This is a genomic window from Pseudomonas frederiksbergensis, assembly GCF_035751725.1.
GTDB classification, from domain to species: domain Bacteria; phylum Pseudomonadota; class Gammaproteobacteria; order Pseudomonadales; family Pseudomonadaceae; genus Aquipseudomonas; species Aquipseudomonas frederiksbergensis_A.
Map to the genome: position 1 here is coordinate 2,185,855 of NZ_CP142104.1, position 18,005 is coordinate 2,203,859.

Here is an 18,005-nt window from a genome sequence, read left to right on the forward strand (position 1 = left end):
TCGTCGGCTTTGCGGTTAGCTTTTATTCGGTCCGCAAGGGCCGTTTGTTTTTGTGATCAGTGGAACTGTTCTTCTTCGGTCGAACCGGTCAGCGCAGTCACGGACGAGGTGCCGCCCTGGATCACGGTGGTCATGTCGTCGAAGTAGCCGGTGCCCACTTCCTGCTGGTGGGCCACGAAGGTGTAGCCTTTGGCGGCGTCAGCGAATTCCTGCTCTTGCAGCTTCACGTAGGCGGTCATGTCGTTGCGGGCGTAGTCGTGCGCCAGGTTGAACATGCTGTGCCACATGTTGTGGATGCCGGCCAGGGTGATGAACTGGTGCTTGTAGCCCATGGCGGACAGTTCGCGCTGGAACTTGGCGATGGTCGCGTCGTCCAGGTTTTTCTTCCAGTTGAAGGAAGGCGAGCAGTTGTACGACAGCAGTTGGTCCGGGTATTCCTTCTTGATCGCTTCGGCGAAACGACGGGCTTCGTCCAGGTCCGGCTTGGCGGTTTCGCACCAGATCAGGTCGGCGTACGGCGCGTAGGCCAGGCCGCGGGCGATGGCCTGGTCGAGGCCGGCGCGCACTTTGTAGAAGCCTTCCTGGGTGCGAGTGCCGGTGACGAACGGCTGGTCATACGGGTCGCAGTCCGAGGTCAGCAGGTCGGCGGCGTTGGCGTCGGTACGGGCCAGGATGATGGTCGGTACGCCGGCAACGTCGGCCGCCAGGCGGGCAGCGGTCAGCTTCTGTACGGCTTCCTGGGTCGGAACCAGTACCTTGCCGCCCATGTGGCCGCATTTTTTCACCGAGGCCAGTTGGTCTTCGAAGTGAACGCCGGCGGCGCCTGCCTCGATCATGCTCTTCATCAGCTCGTAGGCGTTCAACACGCCGCCGAAACCGGCTTCGGCGTCAGCCACGATCGGAGCGAAGTAGTCGATGTAGCCTTCGTCGCCCGGGTTCTTGCCGGCTTTCCACTGGATCTGGTCGGCGCGGCGGAACGAGTTGTTGATGCGCTTGACCACGGTTGGAACGGAATCCACCGGGTACAGCGACTGGTCGGGGTACATCGACTCGGCGGAGTTGTTGTCCGCAGCCACTTGCCAGCCCGACAGGTAGATGGCCTGGATGCCGGCCTTGACTTGTTGTACGGCCTGGCCGCCAGTCAGGGCGCCCATGCAGTTGACGAAGTCTTTCTCGGGACGGAAGGATGGCTTGGCGCCCTGGGTGACCAGGTTCCACAGCTTCTCTGCGCCCATTTTCGCAAAGGTGTGCTCAGGTTGAACCGAACCACGCAGACGGACGACGTCAGCAGCGGAGTAATTGCGCTTCACGCCTTTCCAGCGCGGGTTTTCAGCCCAGTCTTTTTCAAGGGCTGCAATTTGCTGTTCGCGTGTCAGTGCCATGGAGATAAACCTCGTCGCATAGGTCTGGGGTGGAAAATTCCTGCTCCTGCCGACCGGGGGGTGGCATACAAGTCGGTTCAGGCGGGGAGGCGACGGGATGAACGATGGGCTCGAGGGGAAAGTGAGCAGGTAGAGGCGAACTGCGGGCGCATTCGGGCGTCGTGGGCCTTCATACGAACTCAGAGTGATGCCGGGTTACCTAGTTACGCTTCCGTCCCTCGGGACAACTTCGTTCCAGTCGCAACCTCGTCAAACACACCTTGTGGGCGGTACAGACACGAATCGGCTCGCAGGGTGGTTGCAAGCATCGACCCGAAGGCCCTTGCCAGGGCCCCTGATTAGCGGGAGCGAGGCCATCATGCCTTCGGTTTTTTGGCTCGTCAAACGTTTTGTAGTGCTTTTTTTAAAGCACTACATCTTTGGTCTAATACGACTCATCAGTCAGTTTCTGGTGCTTCAGTTCAAGGTGTCGACCTTCACCCGCAGAATCATGTCATCCCGGCCCTGGGTCGAGTAGCTGCGGGTCAGGCCCTGTTTATCGGCTTGAGTCTGGCGATTCACCCCGGCCAGGGTGATCCATTCTCCCAGGCGTCCGCTGACGGTTGTGTCGGTACTTTGCACGTTCACTACATCGGGACGTTCCTGGCTCATGCGGTCACGGTTGGTACTGATGCTCAGATGAACGGTCTCGCCGGTGACGCTGGCGGTGACGTAGAAGCCCTGCGTGACGTTGCGGTATTCGGTCTGGCTTTGCATGCGCCCGTAGCTGTCGGTCTGGTTGCTGGTGAACGGCACGCTCTGGCCGACCTGGATCAGCGCCGGCTGGCCTTCGCTGGCCTGCACCTGCTGCACGCCACCGTCACGGCTGGCGGTGCTGCGGTTGATGATGCGAGTCTGGCTGGGCGCGGCACCGTTGATCGAGTAGCCCTGGTCGCCCTGCAGGTTGTTTTCATTGGTGTCGACAGTGATCAGCAAGCGCTTGGGAGCGGTGTCCAGCTGAGCCAGGAATTGCCGGAGTTCTTCGATCTTGCCTGGTTCGGCGTTCACGATCAGTTGGTTGCCGTAGGCGCTGACCTGGCCGTCCTTGCCGATGAAGTTCTGTGCCACCGGCAGCAAGTCCGCGCTGGTGCGGTAGTTCAGCGGCACGATTTGTGTGTCGGCCATGGCTGACAGGCTGCTACCAAGCAGCAGGAAGGTCAGCAGGGTGCGTGCGAGCATGTCCATTTCTCCGTGAGACAAAGGCCTGATATTGCCAGTTTGTCGGCCTCGGGTGGGGCAAGTTGAATGGTAGACGGCAAAACGCCCCGGCATCGGTGGATGGCGGGGCGTTTTGGGCGTTGCAGGATGCTTTTGTGGCGAGGGAATTGTGGTGCTGCTTGCTGCGGGGCTCAGGCCGAGCGCCGCACCATGTCCACATGAGGAATGCCGGCTTCGAGGAATTCCTCGCTGACCACCGCGAACCCCAGTCGCTCGTAGAACGGCGTGGCGTGCACCTGGGCGCTGAGCATCTGTTGCTTGAGCCCGCGTTTCTCGGCCTCGGCGATGAGTGCATGCATCAAGGCATCGCCGACCTTCAGGCCGCGCCAGTCCTTGAGGACCGAGACGCGGCCGATATGGCCGTCAGCCAACAAGCGGGCGGTGCCGATGGGAAAGTCCCCTTCGAAGGCCAGGAAATGCACGGCGTCCTGGTCATCCGAATCCCACTCCAGCTCGGGAGGTACGGATTGCTCGGCGATGAACACCGCTTCACGAATGCGCCGGATCTCGGCGTTATCCTTTTGCCAGTCTGCGACACGAACGTGAATTTTATTCATCGGCGAACCCCAGGCTGCCTTGCTTGACCAACTCATGGATGAGGCCGCGGCCCTCTTCATCGGCCAGCCATGGGCCAAGGTTTTCGATGTGCAGCGCGTCGGCGGCGCAAATCATCTTCAACAGCTCTCGCAGCTTGCCCGGCAGGTAACGGCTCTGGCCGCTGGCGAACAGCAGCAGGTCGTCATCGACTTCCGACCAAGCCAGGCGTGCGCTCGGGTTGCGGATGATTACCGCGCCCTGTTCCAGGCCGGCGAGCAAGTCGTCTTCCTCCAGTTCAGGGCCCACCACCAGTTCCGGGTAGCGTGGCTCAGTCATGAACTGGCCGAACCAGGTCAGCAGCAAACGCTCGTCGCTCATGTGCTCGGCCAACAGGCCCTTGAGGCGGTCCAGCGCGTCGTGCTGGATCTGATGCGGGTCAGCCACGGGGCGTGCATCGGCGTCAGTGTAACGCTCTTCGTCCGGCAGGAACTGGCTGAGGAAGTCGGTGAAATGAGTCAGGACTTCGGCGGCACTCGGCGCGCGGAAGCCGACCGAGTAGGTCATGCAGTCATCCACGGCGACGCCGCAGTGAGCCAGGCGCGGCGGCAGGTAGAGCATGTCGCCGGGTTCCAGGGTCCACTCGTCGGTGGCTTCGAAATCGGCAAGGATACGCAGGTCCGCGTGGGGCAGCAGCGGGCTCTCGGAGTCGCACATCTGGCCGATCTTCCAGTTGCGCTTACCATGGCCTTGCAGCAGGAAGACGTCGTAGTTGTCGAAATGCGGGCCCACGCCACCACCAGGGGCGGCGAAGCTGATCATCACGTCGTCGATGCGCCAGCTCGGCAGGAAGCGGAAATGCTCCAGCAACTCGCTGACTTCGGGGACAAACTGGTCGACAGCCTGCACCAGCAAGGTCCACTCGCGCTCCGGCAGCTTGCTGAATTCGTCTTCGGCGAATGGGCCGCGACGCAATTCCCAAGGTCGCTCGCCGTGCTCGATCACCAGGCGCGATTCGACTTCTTCTTCCAGCGCAAGGCCAGCCAGTTCGTCGGCATCGATCGGGCTTTCGAAGTCAGGAATGGCCTGGCGGATCAGCAGCGGTTTCTTCTGCCAGTAGTCGCGCAGGAACTCCCGTGCCGTGATGCCGCCCAGGAGTTGCAGTGGAATGTCAGGATTCATGTGTAACCTATTGAAAAAATATACTTTTCAGCCGCGAATAAAAACGCCCGGCGCGGCCGGGCGTCTCAAAGGTGGAGCGATGGATCAGATGCGCTTGGCTTGTGCCGCCGCGTTGCCGATGTAGCTGGCCGGGGTCAGCTTCTTCAACTCGGTCTTGGCCTCGGCAGGCATGTCCAGGCCATCGATGAAAGTCTGCAGCGCTTCAGGACTGATGCCCTTGCCACGGGTCAGCTCTTTCAGCTTCTCGTACGGGTTTTCGATGTTGTAGCGACGCATCACGGTCTGGATCGGCTCGGCCAGGACTTCCCAGCAAGCGTCCAGGTCGGCGGCGATCTTTTGCTCGTTGAGCTCCAGCTTGCTGATGCCCTTGAGGCTGGCCTCGTAGGCGATGACGCTGTGGGCGAAACCTACGCCCAGGTTGCGCAGCACGGTAGAGTCGGTCAGGTCGCGCTGCCAGCGGGAAATCGGCAGCTTGCTCGCCAGGTGCTGGAACAGCGCGTTGGCGATGCCCAGGTTGCCTTCGGAGTTTTCGAAGTCGATCGGGTTGACCTTGTGCGGCATGGTCGAGGATCCGATTTCGCCGGCGATGGTGCGCTGCTTGAAGTAACCCAGGGAAATGTAGCCCCAGATGTCACGGTCGAAGTCGATCAGGATGGTGTTGAAGCGTGCGATCGCGTCGAACAGCTCGGCGATGTAGTCGTGCGGTTCGATCTGGGTGGTGTACGGGTTGAAGCTCAGGCCCAGTTCGTCTTCGATGAAGGCGCGGGCGTTGGCTTCCCAGTCGATGTCCGGGTAGGCCGACAGGTGGGCATTGTAGTTGCCCACGGCGCCGTTGATCTTGCCCAGCAGCGGCACGGCGGCCACCTGGGCGATCTGGCGCTCCAGGCGGTAGACAACGTTCGCCAGCTCCTTGCCCAGGGTGGTCGGCGAAGCCGGTTGACCATGGGTGCGCGACAGCATCGGCACGTCGGCGAAGCGGATCGCCAGCTCGCGGATAGCCTGGGCAGTCTGGCGCATCAGGGGCAGCATCACCTCATCGCGGCCTTCGCGCAGCATCAGGGCGTGGGACAGGTTGTTGATGTCCTCGCTGGTGCAGGCGAAGTGGATGAACTCGCTGACGTTGGCCAACTCCGGCAGCTTGGCCGCTTGCTCCTTGAGCAGGTATTCGATGGCCTTGACGTCGTGGTTGGTGGTGCGCTCGATCTCTTTGACGCGCTCGGCGTGCTCCAGCGCGAAGTTTTCAGCGAGGGCGTTGAGTACCGCGTTGGCTTCGGCGGAAAAAGCCGGGACTTCACCAATACCAGGGTGGGCGGCCAGGCGCTGGAGCCAGCGCACTTCAACCAGGACGCGGGCACGGATCAGGCCGTACTCGCTGAAAATCGGGCGCAGGGCCTGGGTTTTGCCGGCGTAGCGGCCGTCTACAGGGGAAACCGCAGTGAGCGAAGAGAGCTGCATGGGGTGTTCTCGGACAGTCGGGCAACGAAATGGGGCGCGTATCATACATGAAAACCAGCGCCGGTCCGTCGCCAACTGACCGGCGTGTTACGCGTAACAAGTTAAAACTGTTTATTGCCTCTGGCGAGCGGATTCATTCGTTGCGCATCAGCGGGTAAAGCTCTTTCAATAATTTGCGTCGGCTGATCACCAGTTGCCAGCGATGGCCGCCCAGCTGTCGCCACAGCCGTGCCGAGCGGATCCCTGCCAGGAGCAGGGCGCGGATCTTCGAGGCATTGCTCGGTTGCTGCAGGTTGCGCATGTCGCCATGCACCTGGATGCGCTGGCGCAGGGTGCTCAGGGTGTCCTGGTACAGCGCACCGCACGCGGCAATCACGTTTTCGTGGGATGGACCGAAGTGCTCGACCTGGGACTGGATCTGCGGCAGGCGATTGCCGATGGTTTCCAGCAAATCGTCGCGCTTGGCCAATTGGCGCTCCAGGCCCAGCATCGACAGGGCGTAGCGCAGTGGTTCGCGTTGCAGGGCGCTGGGGTCGCGCTCCAGGGCGCCGATCAGGGCGCGATAGCCCTCGCGCAGGTTCAGGTCGTCGCCACCGTAGACCTCCAGCGTGTCCTTGGGATCGCGCACCAGCAGGCTGCCGAGCATGCAGCCCAGGCCGGCTTCGGTGGCCTGGCCGGTCTTGGCGATCCGGTCCACCAGCACGGCGGCGAGGAATACGCCGCCCAGCGCCGTCAGTTGCTCCTGAATCGGCGTCATGCCTTGCTGCTCCATGGCTCGGCGACTTCGATCACGCCGCCGCCCAGGCAGATTTCGCCGTCATAGAACACCACGGATTGGCCGGGTGTGACCGCTCGCTGCGGATCATCGAACGTGGCCCGATAACCGCTGGCGGTTTTCTCCAGCGTGCAGGGCTGGTCGCTCTGGCGATAGCGAACCTTGGCCGTGAGGCGGCGCGGTTCGCTGAGGTCGATCGGGTTGACCCAATAGATGTCGGAGGCGAGCAGGGCGCCGGAGAACAGCCAGGGATGGTCGTTGCCCTGGCCGACGATCAGTTCGTTGTGCTCCAGGTCCTTGACCAGTACGTACCAAGGCTCTTCGCCGGCGTCTTTGAGCCCGCCGATGCCCAGGCCCTGGCGTTGGCCGATGGTGTGGTACATCAGGCCATGGTGGCGGCCGATGACCTCGCCTTCGGTCGTCTTGATCTCGCCCGGCTGGGCCGGCAGGTATTGCTTGAGGAAATCGCTGAAACGGCGCTCGCCAATGAAGCAGATTCCGGTGGAGTCCTTCTTCTTGGCGGTGGCGAGCTGGTGTTTCTCGGCAATCGCGCGCACTTCAGGCTTTTCCAGTTCGCCGACCGGGAACAGGGTCTTGGCGATCTGCTCGCCGCCGACGGCATGCAGGAAATAACTCTGGTCCTTGTTCGGATCCAGGCCCTTGAGCAGTTCGGTGCGGCCATCGATGTCGCGGCGGCGCACGTAGTGGCCGGTGGCGATCAGGTCGGCGCCGAGCATCATGGCGTAGTCGAGGAACGCCTTGAACTTGATTTCGCGGTTGCAGAGGATGTCCGGGTTCGGCGTGCGGCCGGCCTTGTATTCGGCCAGGAAGTGCTCGAACACGTTGTCCCAGTACTCGGCGGCGAAGTTGGCAGTGTGCAGCTTGATGCCGATCTTGTCGCATACGGCCTGGGCGTCCGCCAGGTCATCCATGGCGGTGCAGTATTCGGTGCCGTCGTCTTCTTCCCAGTTCTTCATGAACAGGCCTTCCACCTCATAACCCTGCTCGATCAGCAGAAGGGCGGAAACGGAAGAGTCCACGCCGCCGGACATGCCGACGATGACGCGCTGTTTTGGGGTGCTCGAAGAGGCTGGATCACGCATAGGAGTTCAATGAGTGTCTTGAAAAAGGACGCGATTCTATCAGGCCCGGGCGCGCAAGGCTAAAGAGAAGGGCGGATAAGCGCCAGGCTGTGGCGATGGCCGGCCAGGTAATCGTCGATGCAGCGGATGATCAGCTCGCTGCGCCAGTGTTCGCGCTGCTCGAGCAGTTCGGCGCGGGTCAGCCATTTGGCGCCAAGGATGCCGTCGTCCAGTTGGTAGTCGGGGTTATGTTTCAAGGGCTTGGCGGCGAAACAGACCCGCTGGTAGGTCACGCCGTTGCTCGGGGCGGTGTAGAGATAGATGCCGATGACGCTGGTGGGTTCTACGTCCCAGCCGGTTTCTTCGAGGGTTTCGCGTATGGCGGCTTCGATGAGGGTTTCGTTGGGGTCCAGGTGGCCGGCGGGCTGGTTGAGCACCGCGCGTCCGCCTTTGGATTCTTCCACCATCAGGAAGCGGCCATGGTTTTCGACGATGGTGGCGACGGTGATGTGGGGGTGCCAGTTCATAAGGCTCCTTTATTTCTCGGATGTTGGCTGCTGTAGGGGTTGTTCGCGATGATGGACTGGTCGCTGGTCTTGATCGAGTACATATCCATTGCTGCGGTAACGGCGGCTTATGGTTCCGCTCTTACAGCGGGTCACTTTTTTCAGACGCCAAAAAAGTAACCAAAAAGGCTTTGCCCCACCACTCGGTGCCTCGCCTAGGCTCGGCATGCCCGAACGAAGGCATTGCTCCGTGGGCCGCCGCGAGGGGCCATCCATGGCCCAGCGCGGCTACCTCGGCATTCATGCCGAGGTGCCCACTGCGCAACACCTTCGTTCGGCCATCGTGGTTAACGGGGCGCCCGAGATCAAAATCAAAAGCGAGGCGGCCTGATAGCCGACCTGGTTCTCCCGGTCATACATCTGTCAGATTTGTGGGAGCAAAGCTTGCTCGCGATAGCGGTGGGTCAGTCAATATTTGAATTGAATGATGAATTGCAATCGCGAGCAAGCTCGCACACAGGTGTGGGTTCTGGTTGGTGAATGGTGTAAGTGCCAGAAACACAAACCCCGGCACAAGGCCGGGGTTCGTGGTGCTTCCTTACAACCTTACACCAGCGCAGCAATCGCCGCGTTGAAGGTGGTGCTCGGGCGCATGGCCTTGCTGGTCAGCTCGGGGTTGGCGAAGTAGTAACCGCCGATGTCCACGGGCTTGCCTTGCACGGCGTTGAGCTCGGCAACGATTTTTTCTTCGTTGTCGGTCAAGGTCTTGGCCAGGGTGGTGAACTGGGCCTTGAGGGCTGCGTCGTCGTCCTGGGCGGCTAGTGCCTGGGCCCAGAACAGGGTCAGGTAGAAGTGGCTGCCGCGGTTGTCGATGCCGCCGACCTTGCGCGAAGGCGACTTGTTGCGGTCCAGGAACTCGCCAGTGGCCTGGTCGAGGGTCTTGGCCAGCACCAGCGCCTTAGGATTGTTGTAGGTCACGCCCAGGTGTTCCAGGGACGCGGCCAGGGCCAGGAACTCGCCCAGGGAATCCCAGCGCAGGAAGTTCTCTTCCAGCAGTTGCTGCACATGCTTGGGTGCCGAGCCGCCGGCGCCGGTTTCGAACAGGCCGCCGCCATTCATCAGCGGTACGATCGACAGCATCTTGGCGCTGGTGCCCAGTTCCATGATCGGGAACAGGTCGGTCAGGTAGTCGCGCAGCACGTTGCCGGTCACCGAGATGGTGTCCTTGCCTTCGCGGGTGCGGGTGAGGGTGAACTTCATCGCGTCGACCGGCGACATGATGCGGATATCCAGGCCGGAAGTGTCGTGGTCCTTCAGGTAGGCCTGGACCTTTTCGATCATCACGCCGTCGTGGGCACGCATCGGGTCGAGCCAGAAGATCGCCGGGGTGCTGCTGGCGCGGGCGCGGTTGACGGCCAGCTTGACCCAATCCTGGATCGGCGCGTCCTTGGTCTGGCACATGCGGAAGATATCGCCAGCCTCGACAGTTTGCTCCAGCAGGGTTTGACCATTGTTGTCCGAAACACGGACCACACCGTCAGCCTTGATCTGGAAGGTCTTGTCGTGGGAACCGTACTCTTCGGCTTTCTTGGCCATCAGGCCAACGTTCGGCACGCTGCCCATGGTGGTTGGGTCGAAGGCGCCGTGTTGCTTGCAGTCTTCGATCACCGCCTGGTAGATGGTCGCGTAGCAGCGATCCGGGATCACGGCCTTGGTGTCGTGCAGCTGGCCGTCGGTGCCCCACATCTTGCCGGAGTCACGGATCATGGCCGGCATCGAGGCGTCGACAATGACGTCGCTCGGCACGTGCAGGTTGGTGATGCCCTTGTCGGAGTTGACCATCGCCAACGCTGGACGAATGGCGTAGACCGCCTGGATGTCGGCTTCGATCTGCGCCTGCTGCTCGGCCGGCAGGGCCTTGATGCGGGCGTACAGGTCGCCGATGCCGTTGTTCAGGTTGAAGCCGATCTGCTCCAGCACTTCGGCGTGCTTGGCCAGCGCGTCCTTGTAGTACTCGGCGACGATCTGGCCGAACATGATCGGGTCGGAGACCTTCATCATGGTGGCTTTCAGGTGGACCGACAGCAGGACGCCTTTTTGCTTGGCGTCTTCGATCTCGGCGGCGATGAAGTTGCGCAGGGCATTCTTGCTCATCACGGCGCAATCGAGGATCTCACCGGCTTGCACGGTGGTTTTTTCCTTCAGGACGGTGGCAGTGCCGTCCTTGGCGATCAGCTCGATCTTCACGCTGCCCGCGGCGTCGATCAGGGCGGCTTTTTCGCTGCCGTAGAAATCGCCGGCACTCATGTGCGCCACGTGGGATTTGGAGTCGGCAGCCCAGGCGCCCATCTTGTGCGGGTGCTTGCGAGCGTAGTTCTTGACCGACAGCGGCGCGCGGCGGTCGGAGTTGCCTTCGCGCAGGACCGGGTTCACGGCGCTGCCCTTGACCTTGTCGTAACGAGCGCGAGCGTCTTTCTCGGCGTCGGTGGTCACGGTTTCCGGGTAGTCCGGCAGTGCGTAGCCCTGGGCCTGCAATTCCTTGATCGCGGCCTGCAGTTGCGGCACCGAGGCGCTGATGTTCGGCAGTTTGATGATGTTGGCTTCAGGCGTGACGGCCAGGTCGCCCAGTTCGGCGAGGTGGTCGGCTACGGCTTTGTCGCCCAGTTGCTCGGGGAAGCTGGCCAGGATGCGCCCTGCGAGGGAGATATCGCGGGTTTCCACGGCGATATCGGCCGAAGCGGTGAAGGCTTCGACGATCGGCAGCAGCGAATAGGTGGCGAGGGCAGGCGCTTCGTCGGTGAAGGTATAGATGATCTTCGAGCGGGTGGGCATATTCGGATTAACTCTCTTCTTTGCTAAAGCATGCGCAGAAACTCGAGGGGCGCCGGGTAAGCGCGTTCGTTCAAAGTCATCCGTGAGCCGAATGTCGAGGTTTCTTCGCGGTGATGTTGGGTGCATCAGTCGAGCGTCAAGCGGTCGGGCCGCGGTAACGGTCCGGCTTTCAAAATGGCGGAAAGTCTCGTGATAGAGCCGTCAGCCGTCGTGACCCTGTGGTCAGCGGCGGCATTATACATAGGTAGCTGGCGATCTGCCGACGGTTCATAGACTTCCGTACACGTCCATTGGTCTAAACGTCGCATGCCGTGGCGTTGGACTATGCTGGATTTTGGCGCTTTTCCCTTGGTTTTCAGGCTTGTACGGGGCGAACTTGATTAATTTGCCCGGGATGGGCCGAACGTAGGGTTTGCGTGCCGATACAACTGGGGTACGCTCGAACGCAGCCAGATGTTCAATCCAAGCAATGGAGTTCAGCATGGGGTATCAAAAGATTCAGGTTCCGGCCGTCGGTGACAAAATCACCGTCAATGCAGACCATTCTCTTAATGTTCCCGACAACCCGATCATCCCCTTCATTGAAGGCGACGGCATTGGCGTTGATATCAGTCCGGTCATGATCAAGGTGGTGGACGCGGCAGTCGAGAAGGCCTACGGCGGCAAGCGCAAGATTTCCTGGATGGAAGTCTATGCAGGCGAAAAAGCGACCCAGGTCTACGACCAGGACACCTGGCTACCCCAGGAAACCCTGGACGCGGTCAAGGACTACGTGGTTTCCATCAAAGGCCCGCTGACCACGCCGGTCGGTGGCGGTATCCGCTCGCTGAACGTAGCGCTGCGCCAGCAGCTCGACCTCTATGTCTGCCTGCGCCCGGTGCGCTGGTTCGAAGGTGTGCCAAGTCCTGTCAAGAAGCCGGGCGACGTGGACATGACGATCTTTCGTGAAAACTCCGAAGACATCTATGCCGGCATCGAGTGGAAGGCCGGTTCGGCCGAGGCCACCAAGGTCATCAAGTTCCTCAAAGAAGAAATGGGCGTCACCAAGATCCGCTTCGACGAGGACTGCGGCATCGGTGTGAAGCCGGTTTCCAAGCAGGGCACCAAGCGCCTGGCGCGCAAGGCTTTGCAGTATGTTGTCGACAATGACCGCGATTCGCTGACCATCGTGCACAAAGGCAACATCATGAAGTTCACCGAAGGTGCCTTCAAGGAATGGGCTTACGAAGTGGCGGCCGAAGAGTTCGGCGCGACCCTGCTCGACGGCGGGCCGTGGATGCAGTTCAAGAATCCGAAGACCGGCAAGAATGTCGTGGTCAAGGACGCCATTGCCGACGCCATGCTCCAGCAGATCCTGCTGCGTCCGGCGGAATATGACGTGATCGCGACCCTCAACCTCAACGGCGACTACCTTTCCGATGCCCTGGCGGCGGAAGTGGGCGGTATCGGCATCGCGCCGGGCGCCAACCTGTCCGACACCGTGGCGATGTTCGAAGCTACCCACGGCACCGCGCCCAAGTACGCGGGCAAGGACCAGGTCAACCCGGGGTCGCTGATCCTGTCGGCAGAAATGATGCTGCGCCACATGGGGTGGACCGAAGCGGCCGACCTGATCATCAAGGGCACCAACGGCGCGATTTCGGCCAAGACCGTGACCTATGACTTCGAGCGCCTGATGGACGGTGCCAAGCTGGTGTCGTCTTCCGGCTTCGGCGATGCGCTGATTTCGCACATGTAAGCGAAGCCTGGAAACGAGAATGCCCGGTTCGAGTGATCGAAACCGGGCATTTTTTATCGTGTGGGCGGGTAATCTAGTGATCTTCGGTGACCCGCGGCTTGAGGCGGACCTTGGTGGGCTCTGGCATTTCGCTGCACGCAGTCCCCTCGGCTTCGACGGCGACCGGGCAGATTCCAACGGCATGCGTACCCTTTGGCCCCTGTACCATGCAGAACGTCACCGGCTGGCCTGCCTTCAGGGTTTTATAACCGTCCATCTGAATGGCAGAGAAATGAGCGAAGAGATCCTCGTCGTTCCCGTCTTGGATAATGAAGCCGTAGCCCTTGGCGTTGTTGAACCATTTGACCTTTCCCTTGACTCGCGCACTGGTGGTACCTGACATACCAATTTCCCTCTGCAACACACCCCGGCAACGGAGTATCATCCTGATCATCCGCTGTCGATCAAATGGAAATCGGATTGACTTCGCGGACCTTTTTAACCCACGGTGGGCTCTATTGGTTGTAACACCGATTCGCCGTTAGTCAAGGTGATCGGGCGGTAGCGGTTGAAATCGCCCGCAAGCGGCCCCATCACTGTATTTGCCAACTAAACGAACCTTTCTTTCCATGCATGCAATCAGCCAGATTCGACTAACATTCAATCAGGATCGCCCGGATCAACATGACGACGATTCAGCGGGCATTGCTGTTCAGGAATCAAAGCCCGCTTTACAGGCTCCACCGATGTACAAGGTGGTTTTGTTCAACGATGACTACACACCGATGGATTTCGTCGTCGAAGTGCTCGAGGTGTTTTTCAACCTGAATCGTGAGCTGGCGACCAAGGTCATGCTGGCCGTTCATACAGAGGGACGGGCAGTATGTGGTGTGTTTACCCGCGACATCGCGGAGACCAAGGCCATGCAGGTCAACCAGTACGCCCGGGAAAGCCAGCATCCGCTACTCTGTGAAATCGAGAAGGACGGTTAACGCCGACCACTTGGGTATGAGGTGAACCATGTTAAACCGCGAGCTCGAAGTCACCCTCAATCTTGCCTTCAAGGAGGCTCGTTCGAAGCGTCATGAATTCATGACCGTCGAGCACCTGCTGTTGGCCCTATTGGATAATGAGGCTGCCGCCACCGTTTTGCGTGCCTGCGGCGCGAACCTCGACAAACTCAAGCACGATTTGCAGGAGTTCATCGACTCCACCACGCCGTTGATCCCCGTTCACGACGAGGACCGCGAAACCCAGCCGACCCTGGGCTTCCAGCGTGTGCTGCAGCGTGCTGTCTTTCACGTGCAGAGCTCGGGCAAGCGCGAAGTCACCGGGGCCAACGTGCTGGTGGCCATCTTCAGCGAGCAGGAAAGCCAGGCGGTATTCCTGCTCAAGCAACAGAGCGTTGCGCGCATCGATGTCGTCAACTACATCGCCCATGGCATCTCGAAAGTGCCTGGGCATGGCGATCATTCCGAAGGTGAACAGGACATGCAGGACGATGAGGGCGGTGAGTCTTCTTCATCAGGCAATCCGCTGGACGCATATGCCAGCAACCTGAACGAACTGGCCCGCCAGGGCCGTATCGACCCGCTGGTCGGACGCGAGGCGGAAGTCGAGCGCGTGGCACAGATCCTCGCGCGGCGCCGCAAGAACAACCCACTGCTGGTGGGCGAGGCTGGGGTGGGCAAGACCGCCATCGCCGAAGGCCTGGCCAAGCGCATCGTCGACAACCAGGTGCCGGACCTGCTGGCCAATAGCGTGGTGTATTCCCTCGACCTGGGTGCCTTGCTGGCCGGTACCAAATACCGTGGTGACTTCGAGAAGCGCTTCAAGGCGCTGCTCGGCGAGCTGAAGAAGCGCCCGCAGGCGATCCTGTTCATCGACGAGATCCACACCATCATCGGTGCGGGTGCTGCGTCCGGTGGCGTCATGGATGCCTCGAACCTGCTCAAGCCGCTGCTGTCCTCGGGTGATATCCGTTGCATTGGCTCGACCACGTTCCAGGAGTTCCGCGGCATCTTCGAGAAGGACCGTGCCCTGGCGCGGCGTTTCCAGAAAGTCGACGTGTCGGAGCCCTCGGTGGAAGACACCATTGGTATCCTGCGCGGCCTGAAAGGACGTTTCGAGCTGCACCACAGCATCGAATACAGTGATGAAGCGTTGCGCGCTGCTGCCGAGCTGGCGTCGCGCTACATCAATGATCGGCACATGCCGGACAAGGCCATCGACGTCATCGACGAGGCGGGTGCCTACCAGCGCCTGCAGCCGATCGAAAATCGCGTCAAGCGCATCGAGGTGCCGCAAGTCGAGGACATCGTCGCGAAAATCGCGCGGATTCCGCCAAAACACGTCACCAGCTCCGACAAGGAACTGCTGCGTAACCTGGAGCGCGACCTGAAGCTGACGGTGTTCGGCCAGGACGCGGCCATCGACTCGCTGTCGACCGCGATCAAGCTGTCTCGCGCCGGGCTGAAGTCGCCAGACAAGCCGGTCGGTTCGTTCCTGTTTGCCGGGCCTACCGGTGTCGGCAAGACCGAGGCGGCGCGGCAGTTGGCAAAGGCGCTGGGGATCGAGCTGGTTCGCTTTGACATGTCCGAGTACATGGAGCGCCACACCGTATCGCGTCTGATCGGTGCGCCTCCGGGATATGTCGGTTTCGACCAGGGCGGGCTCCTGACCGAGGCGATTACCAAGCAACCTCACTGTGTGCTGTTGCTCGACGAAATCGAGAAGGCGCATCCGGAAGTCTTCAACCTGCTGCTGCAGGTCATGGACCACGGTACCTTGACCGACAACAACGGGCGAAAGGCGGACTTCCGCAACGTGATCATCATCATGACCACCAACGCGGGTGCCGAGACGGCCGCGCGCGCTTCGATCGGTTTCACCCATCAGGACCACTCGTCCGATGCGATGGAAGTGATCAAGAAGAGCTTCACGCCTGAGTTCCGCAACCGCCTGGACACCATTATCCAGTTCGGTCGCCTCAGCCATGAGGTCATCAAGAGCGTGGTGGACAAGTTCCTTACCGAACTTCAGGCGCAGCTCGAAGACAAGCGCGTGTTGCTGGAAGTCACCGATGCGGCGCGCAGCTGGCTGGCGGAAGGTGGCTACGACGTGACGATGGGCGCCCGGCCGATGGCTCGCTTGATCCAGGACAAGATCAAGCGTCCGCTGGCCGAGGAGATCCTGTTTGGCGAACTGGCCGAACATGGCGGTGTGGTTCACATCGACATCAAGGACGGCGAGCTGACCTTCGACTTCGAAACCACCGCCGAAATGGCTTGATTGTTAGTTGCAACAAAGCAAAAGGCGCCGAAAGGCGCCTTTTTTTATTCTGGATTCACTCAACCCCTGTGAGGTCTTTGTGTTTCCGATGGTTTGGGGTAAATCCCAGGCAAACAAAAACGCCCGACATGAGCCGGGCGTTTTGTATTGACTTGTTAGCGAGCGCGGTAAGTGATGCGCCCTTTGCTCAAGTCATAGGGCGTCAGCTCGACGCGCACTTTGTCACCGGTAAGAATACGAATGTAGTTCTTGCGCATCTTGCCGGAGATATGCGCGGTTACGACGTGCCCATTTTCCAACTCCACACGAAACATGGTGTTGGGCAGGGTGTCGACGACAGTGCCTTCCATTTCGAAGCTGTCTTCTTTCGACATGCAGTAAAGCCCTCGGTATCCAGTGAATGGCCCGGTGCAACTGCGCCAGGCAAAAGCGGCGTGCATTGTGCCCGAAAAAGGGGGGCCAAGCCAAGGGGTTCTTGGGAGGTTACTCAATGAGACCGGCGCTTCGATAAGACGCGGACTCGCGAGCGGCCTTAGTTCAGGACAACCCACCGCTGGTTGATCAGCAATTCAATGGGCCGATATTGGGTCTTGTAGTTCATTTTTTTGCAATTCTTGATCCAGTACCCCAGGTACACCGCTTCCAGGCCCAGGCGCCGACATTCATTGATCTGCCAGAGGATGGCAAAGCGTCCCAGGCTGCGTTTTTCCTCGTCGGGCTCATAAAAGGTGTAGACCGCCGACAAGCCGTTGGGCAGCAGGTCGGTGACGGCGATGGCCACCAGCCGGCCCTCGAGGCGGAACTCATAGAAACGTGAAAACGGCAGGTCGCGCACCAGGAAGGTCGAAAACTGGTCCCGGCTGGGCGGGTACATGTCGCCGTCGGCGTGGCGCTGTTCGATGTAGCGCTGGTACAGGTCGAAATATTCTTCGCTGAACTGCGGTTTGGCTGGGCGTACCTGCACATCGGCGTTGCGCTTGAAAATGCGCTTCTGCTGTCGGTTGGGGGTGAAGCGGGCCACGGGAATGCGCGCCGGGACGCACGCGTTGCAATGCTGGCAATGGGGCCGGTAGAGGTGATCGCCGCTGCGACGAAAACCCATCTCCGACAGGTCGGCATAGACATGCACGTCCATGGGCTGGCTGGGATCGAGAAACAGGGTCGTGGCCTGCTCCTCGGGCAGGTAGCTGCATGAGTGAGGTTGAGTGGCATAGAACTTCAAGCGCGCCAACTCGGTCATAATCAACCCTCGGGATAAACTTCAATTCAAGTGTAAGCCAGGAGCGCGAATATCGCTCAGCAAACCCAGGTGGCTTGGTTGGGTTGGTCCAGATGGGCTTTCAAGTAAGCGGTGAACTCGGTTCGCGGAATCGATCGCGCGCCCAGGCTGTGCAGATGCTCGGTGGGCATCTGGCAGTCGATCAGGACGAACCCTGCTTCCTTGAGGTGTTGGACCAGGGTTGCGAAGCCAAATTTCGACGCATTGTCGGCTCGACTGAACATGGACTCGCCAAAAAACAATTGCCCCATCGCCAGGCCGTACAGCCCGCCAACCAACACGCCTCGATCCCAGACCTCCACGGAATGGGCGAAGCCGCGTCGGTGCAGTTCCAGATAAGCGGTCTGCATGGCGTCGGTGATCCAGGTGCCGTCGGCATAATCCCTGGGCGCGGCGCAGGCCTTGATGACGGCAGCGAAATCCTGGTCGAACGTCACTTCATAGCGCTGCTTGCGCAATAGCTTGCCCAGGCTGCGCGAGACATGCAGCTCGTCGGGAAACAGCACGGTGCGCGGGTCCGGTGACCACCACAGGATCGGCTGGCCCTCCGAGAACCACGGGAAGCAGCCGTGGCGATAGGCCTGGATCAAGCGGTCGGCGGACAGATCCCCACCGGCGGCGAGCAGGCCGTTGGGGTCGCGCATGGCTTTTTCCAGGGGCGGAAAATCGAATGTGTTGCGTTGTAACCAAGTCAGCATTGTTGTCCGGGCTTG

The 18,005-nt window shown here is 60.6% G+C and carries 16 protein-coding genes; 3 read left to right on the forward strand and 13 right to left on the reverse strand.

The window, feature by feature from the left end:
- Positions 1-56 precede the first annotated feature (56 nt).
- The 9 genes from aceA to VQ575_RS09840 form a co-directional block, all read right to left on the reverse strand.
- Positions 57-1,382 carry an isocitrate lyase gene (gene aceA / locus VQ575_RS09800; RefSeq protein WP_018925513.1) on the reverse strand — a complete coding sequence of 442 codons (1,326 nt, stop codon included), beginning with the start codon at positions 1,380-1,382 and terminating at the stop codon, positions 57-59.
- 456 nt (positions 1,383-1,838) lie between these two features.
- Positions 1,839-2,600, reverse strand: a complete 762-nt coding sequence (locus VQ575_RS09805) for a secretin N-terminal domain-containing protein (protein ID WP_039592876.1) — start codon at positions 2,598-2,600, stop codon at positions 1,839-1,841.
- 170 nt (positions 2,601-2,770) lie between these two features.
- Positions 2,771-3,196 (reverse strand): GNAT family N-acetyltransferase, encoded by a 426-nt coding sequence (locus tag VQ575_RS09810; RefSeq protein ID WP_039592877.1) that lies wholly within the window; start codon positions 3,194-3,196, stop codon positions 2,771-2,773.
- Positions 3,189-4,355, reverse strand: a complete 1,167-nt coding sequence (locus tag VQ575_RS09815; protein WP_045155660.1) for a ribosomal protein uL16 3-hydroxylase — start codon at positions 4,353-4,355, stop codon at positions 3,189-3,191. Before VQ575_RS09815 ends, VQ575_RS09810 begins: the two co-directional genes overlap by 8 nt.
- An 84-nt stretch (positions 4,356-4,439) precedes the next feature.
- The gene (gene purB, locus VQ575_RS09820; RefSeq protein WP_039592879.1) at positions 4,440-5,810 is read right to left on the reverse strand and encodes an adenylosuccinate lyase; all 1,371 of its coding nucleotides are present in this window, start codon (positions 5,808-5,810) and stop codon (positions 4,440-4,442) included.
- A gap of 133 nt (positions 5,811-5,943) precedes the next feature.
- Positions 5,944-6,567, reverse strand: coding sequence for a high frequency lysogenization protein HflD (hflD, locus tag VQ575_RS09825; RefSeq protein ID WP_039592880.1), 624 nt, complete (start codon positions 6,565-6,567; stop codon positions 5,944-5,946).
- Positions 6,564-7,688, reverse strand: coding sequence for a tRNA 2-thiouridine(34) synthase MnmA (gene mnmA / locus VQ575_RS09830; RefSeq protein WP_045155661.1), 1,125 nt, complete (start codon positions 7,686-7,688; stop codon positions 6,564-6,566). The genes hflD and mnmA overlap by 4 nt, the downstream gene beginning before the upstream one ends.
- 59 nt (positions 7,689-7,747) lie before the next feature.
- The gene (locus VQ575_RS09835) at positions 7,748-8,194 is read right to left on the reverse strand and encodes an NUDIX hydrolase (RefSeq protein WP_039592882.1); all 447 of its coding nucleotides are present in this window, start codon (positions 8,192-8,194) and stop codon (positions 7,748-7,750) included.
- Between the two features lie 585 nt (positions 8,195-8,779).
- Complete coding sequence (locus tag VQ575_RS09840; protein ID WP_039592883.1) at positions 8,780-11,005, reverse strand: NADP-dependent isocitrate dehydrogenase; 2,226 nt, start codon at positions 11,003-11,005, stop codon at positions 8,780-8,782.
- 481 nt (positions 11,006-11,486) lie between these two features.
- On the opposite strand from VQ575_RS09840, the gene icd reads away from it, so the two are divergent.
- Positions 11,487-12,743: an NADP-dependent isocitrate dehydrogenase gene (gene icd, locus VQ575_RS09845; RefSeq protein WP_030141334.1), complete on the forward strand. Its 1,257-nt coding sequence runs from the start codon at positions 11,487-11,489 to the stop codon at positions 12,741-12,743.
- A 73-nt stretch (positions 12,744-12,816) separates the two neighbouring features.
- Here icd and cspD read toward each other — a convergent pair whose 3' ends face one another.
- Complete coding sequence (gene cspD, locus VQ575_RS09850; protein ID WP_045155754.1) at positions 12,817-13,125, reverse strand: cold shock domain-containing protein CspD; 309 nt, start codon at positions 13,123-13,125, stop codon at positions 12,817-12,819.
- 226 nt (positions 13,126-13,351) lie between these two features.
- On the opposite strand from cspD, the gene clpS reads away from it, so the two are divergent.
- Together clpS and clpA are read left to right on the forward strand one after the other, a co-directional pair.
- Positions 13,352-13,714 carry an ATP-dependent Clp protease adapter ClpS gene (gene clpS, locus VQ575_RS09855; RefSeq protein WP_030141336.1) on the forward strand — a complete coding sequence of 121 codons (363 nt, stop codon included), beginning with the start codon at positions 13,352-13,354 and terminating at the stop codon, positions 13,712-13,714.
- Between the two features lie 28 nt (positions 13,715-13,742).
- Complete coding sequence (gene clpA, locus VQ575_RS09860; RefSeq protein ID WP_039592884.1) at positions 13,743-16,013, forward strand: ATP-dependent Clp protease ATP-binding subunit ClpA; 2,271 nt, start codon at positions 13,743-13,745, stop codon at positions 16,011-16,013.
- 155 nt (positions 16,014-16,168) lie between these two features.
- Here the strand turns inward: clpA and infA are convergent, their stop codons facing one another.
- The 3 genes from infA to aat form a co-directional block, all read right to left on the reverse strand.
- Positions 16,169-16,387: a translation initiation factor IF-1 gene (infA, locus tag VQ575_RS09865; RefSeq protein WP_002553999.1), complete on the reverse strand. Its 219-nt coding sequence runs from the start codon at positions 16,385-16,387 to the stop codon at positions 16,169-16,171.
- Positions 16,388-16,545: 158 nt separating this feature from the next.
- Positions 16,546-17,253 carry an arginyltransferase gene (locus VQ575_RS09870; RefSeq protein ID WP_039592886.1) on the reverse strand — a complete coding sequence of 236 codons (708 nt, stop codon included), beginning with the start codon at positions 17,251-17,253 and terminating at the stop codon, positions 16,546-16,548.
- A gap of 56 nt (positions 17,254-17,309) precedes the next feature.
- Positions 17,310-17,990 (reverse strand): leucyl/phenylalanyl-tRNA--protein transferase, encoded by a 681-nt coding sequence (gene aat / locus VQ575_RS09875; protein WP_325919543.1) that lies wholly within the window; start codon positions 17,988-17,990, stop codon positions 17,310-17,312.
- Positions 17,991-18,005: the final 15 nt, after the last annotated feature.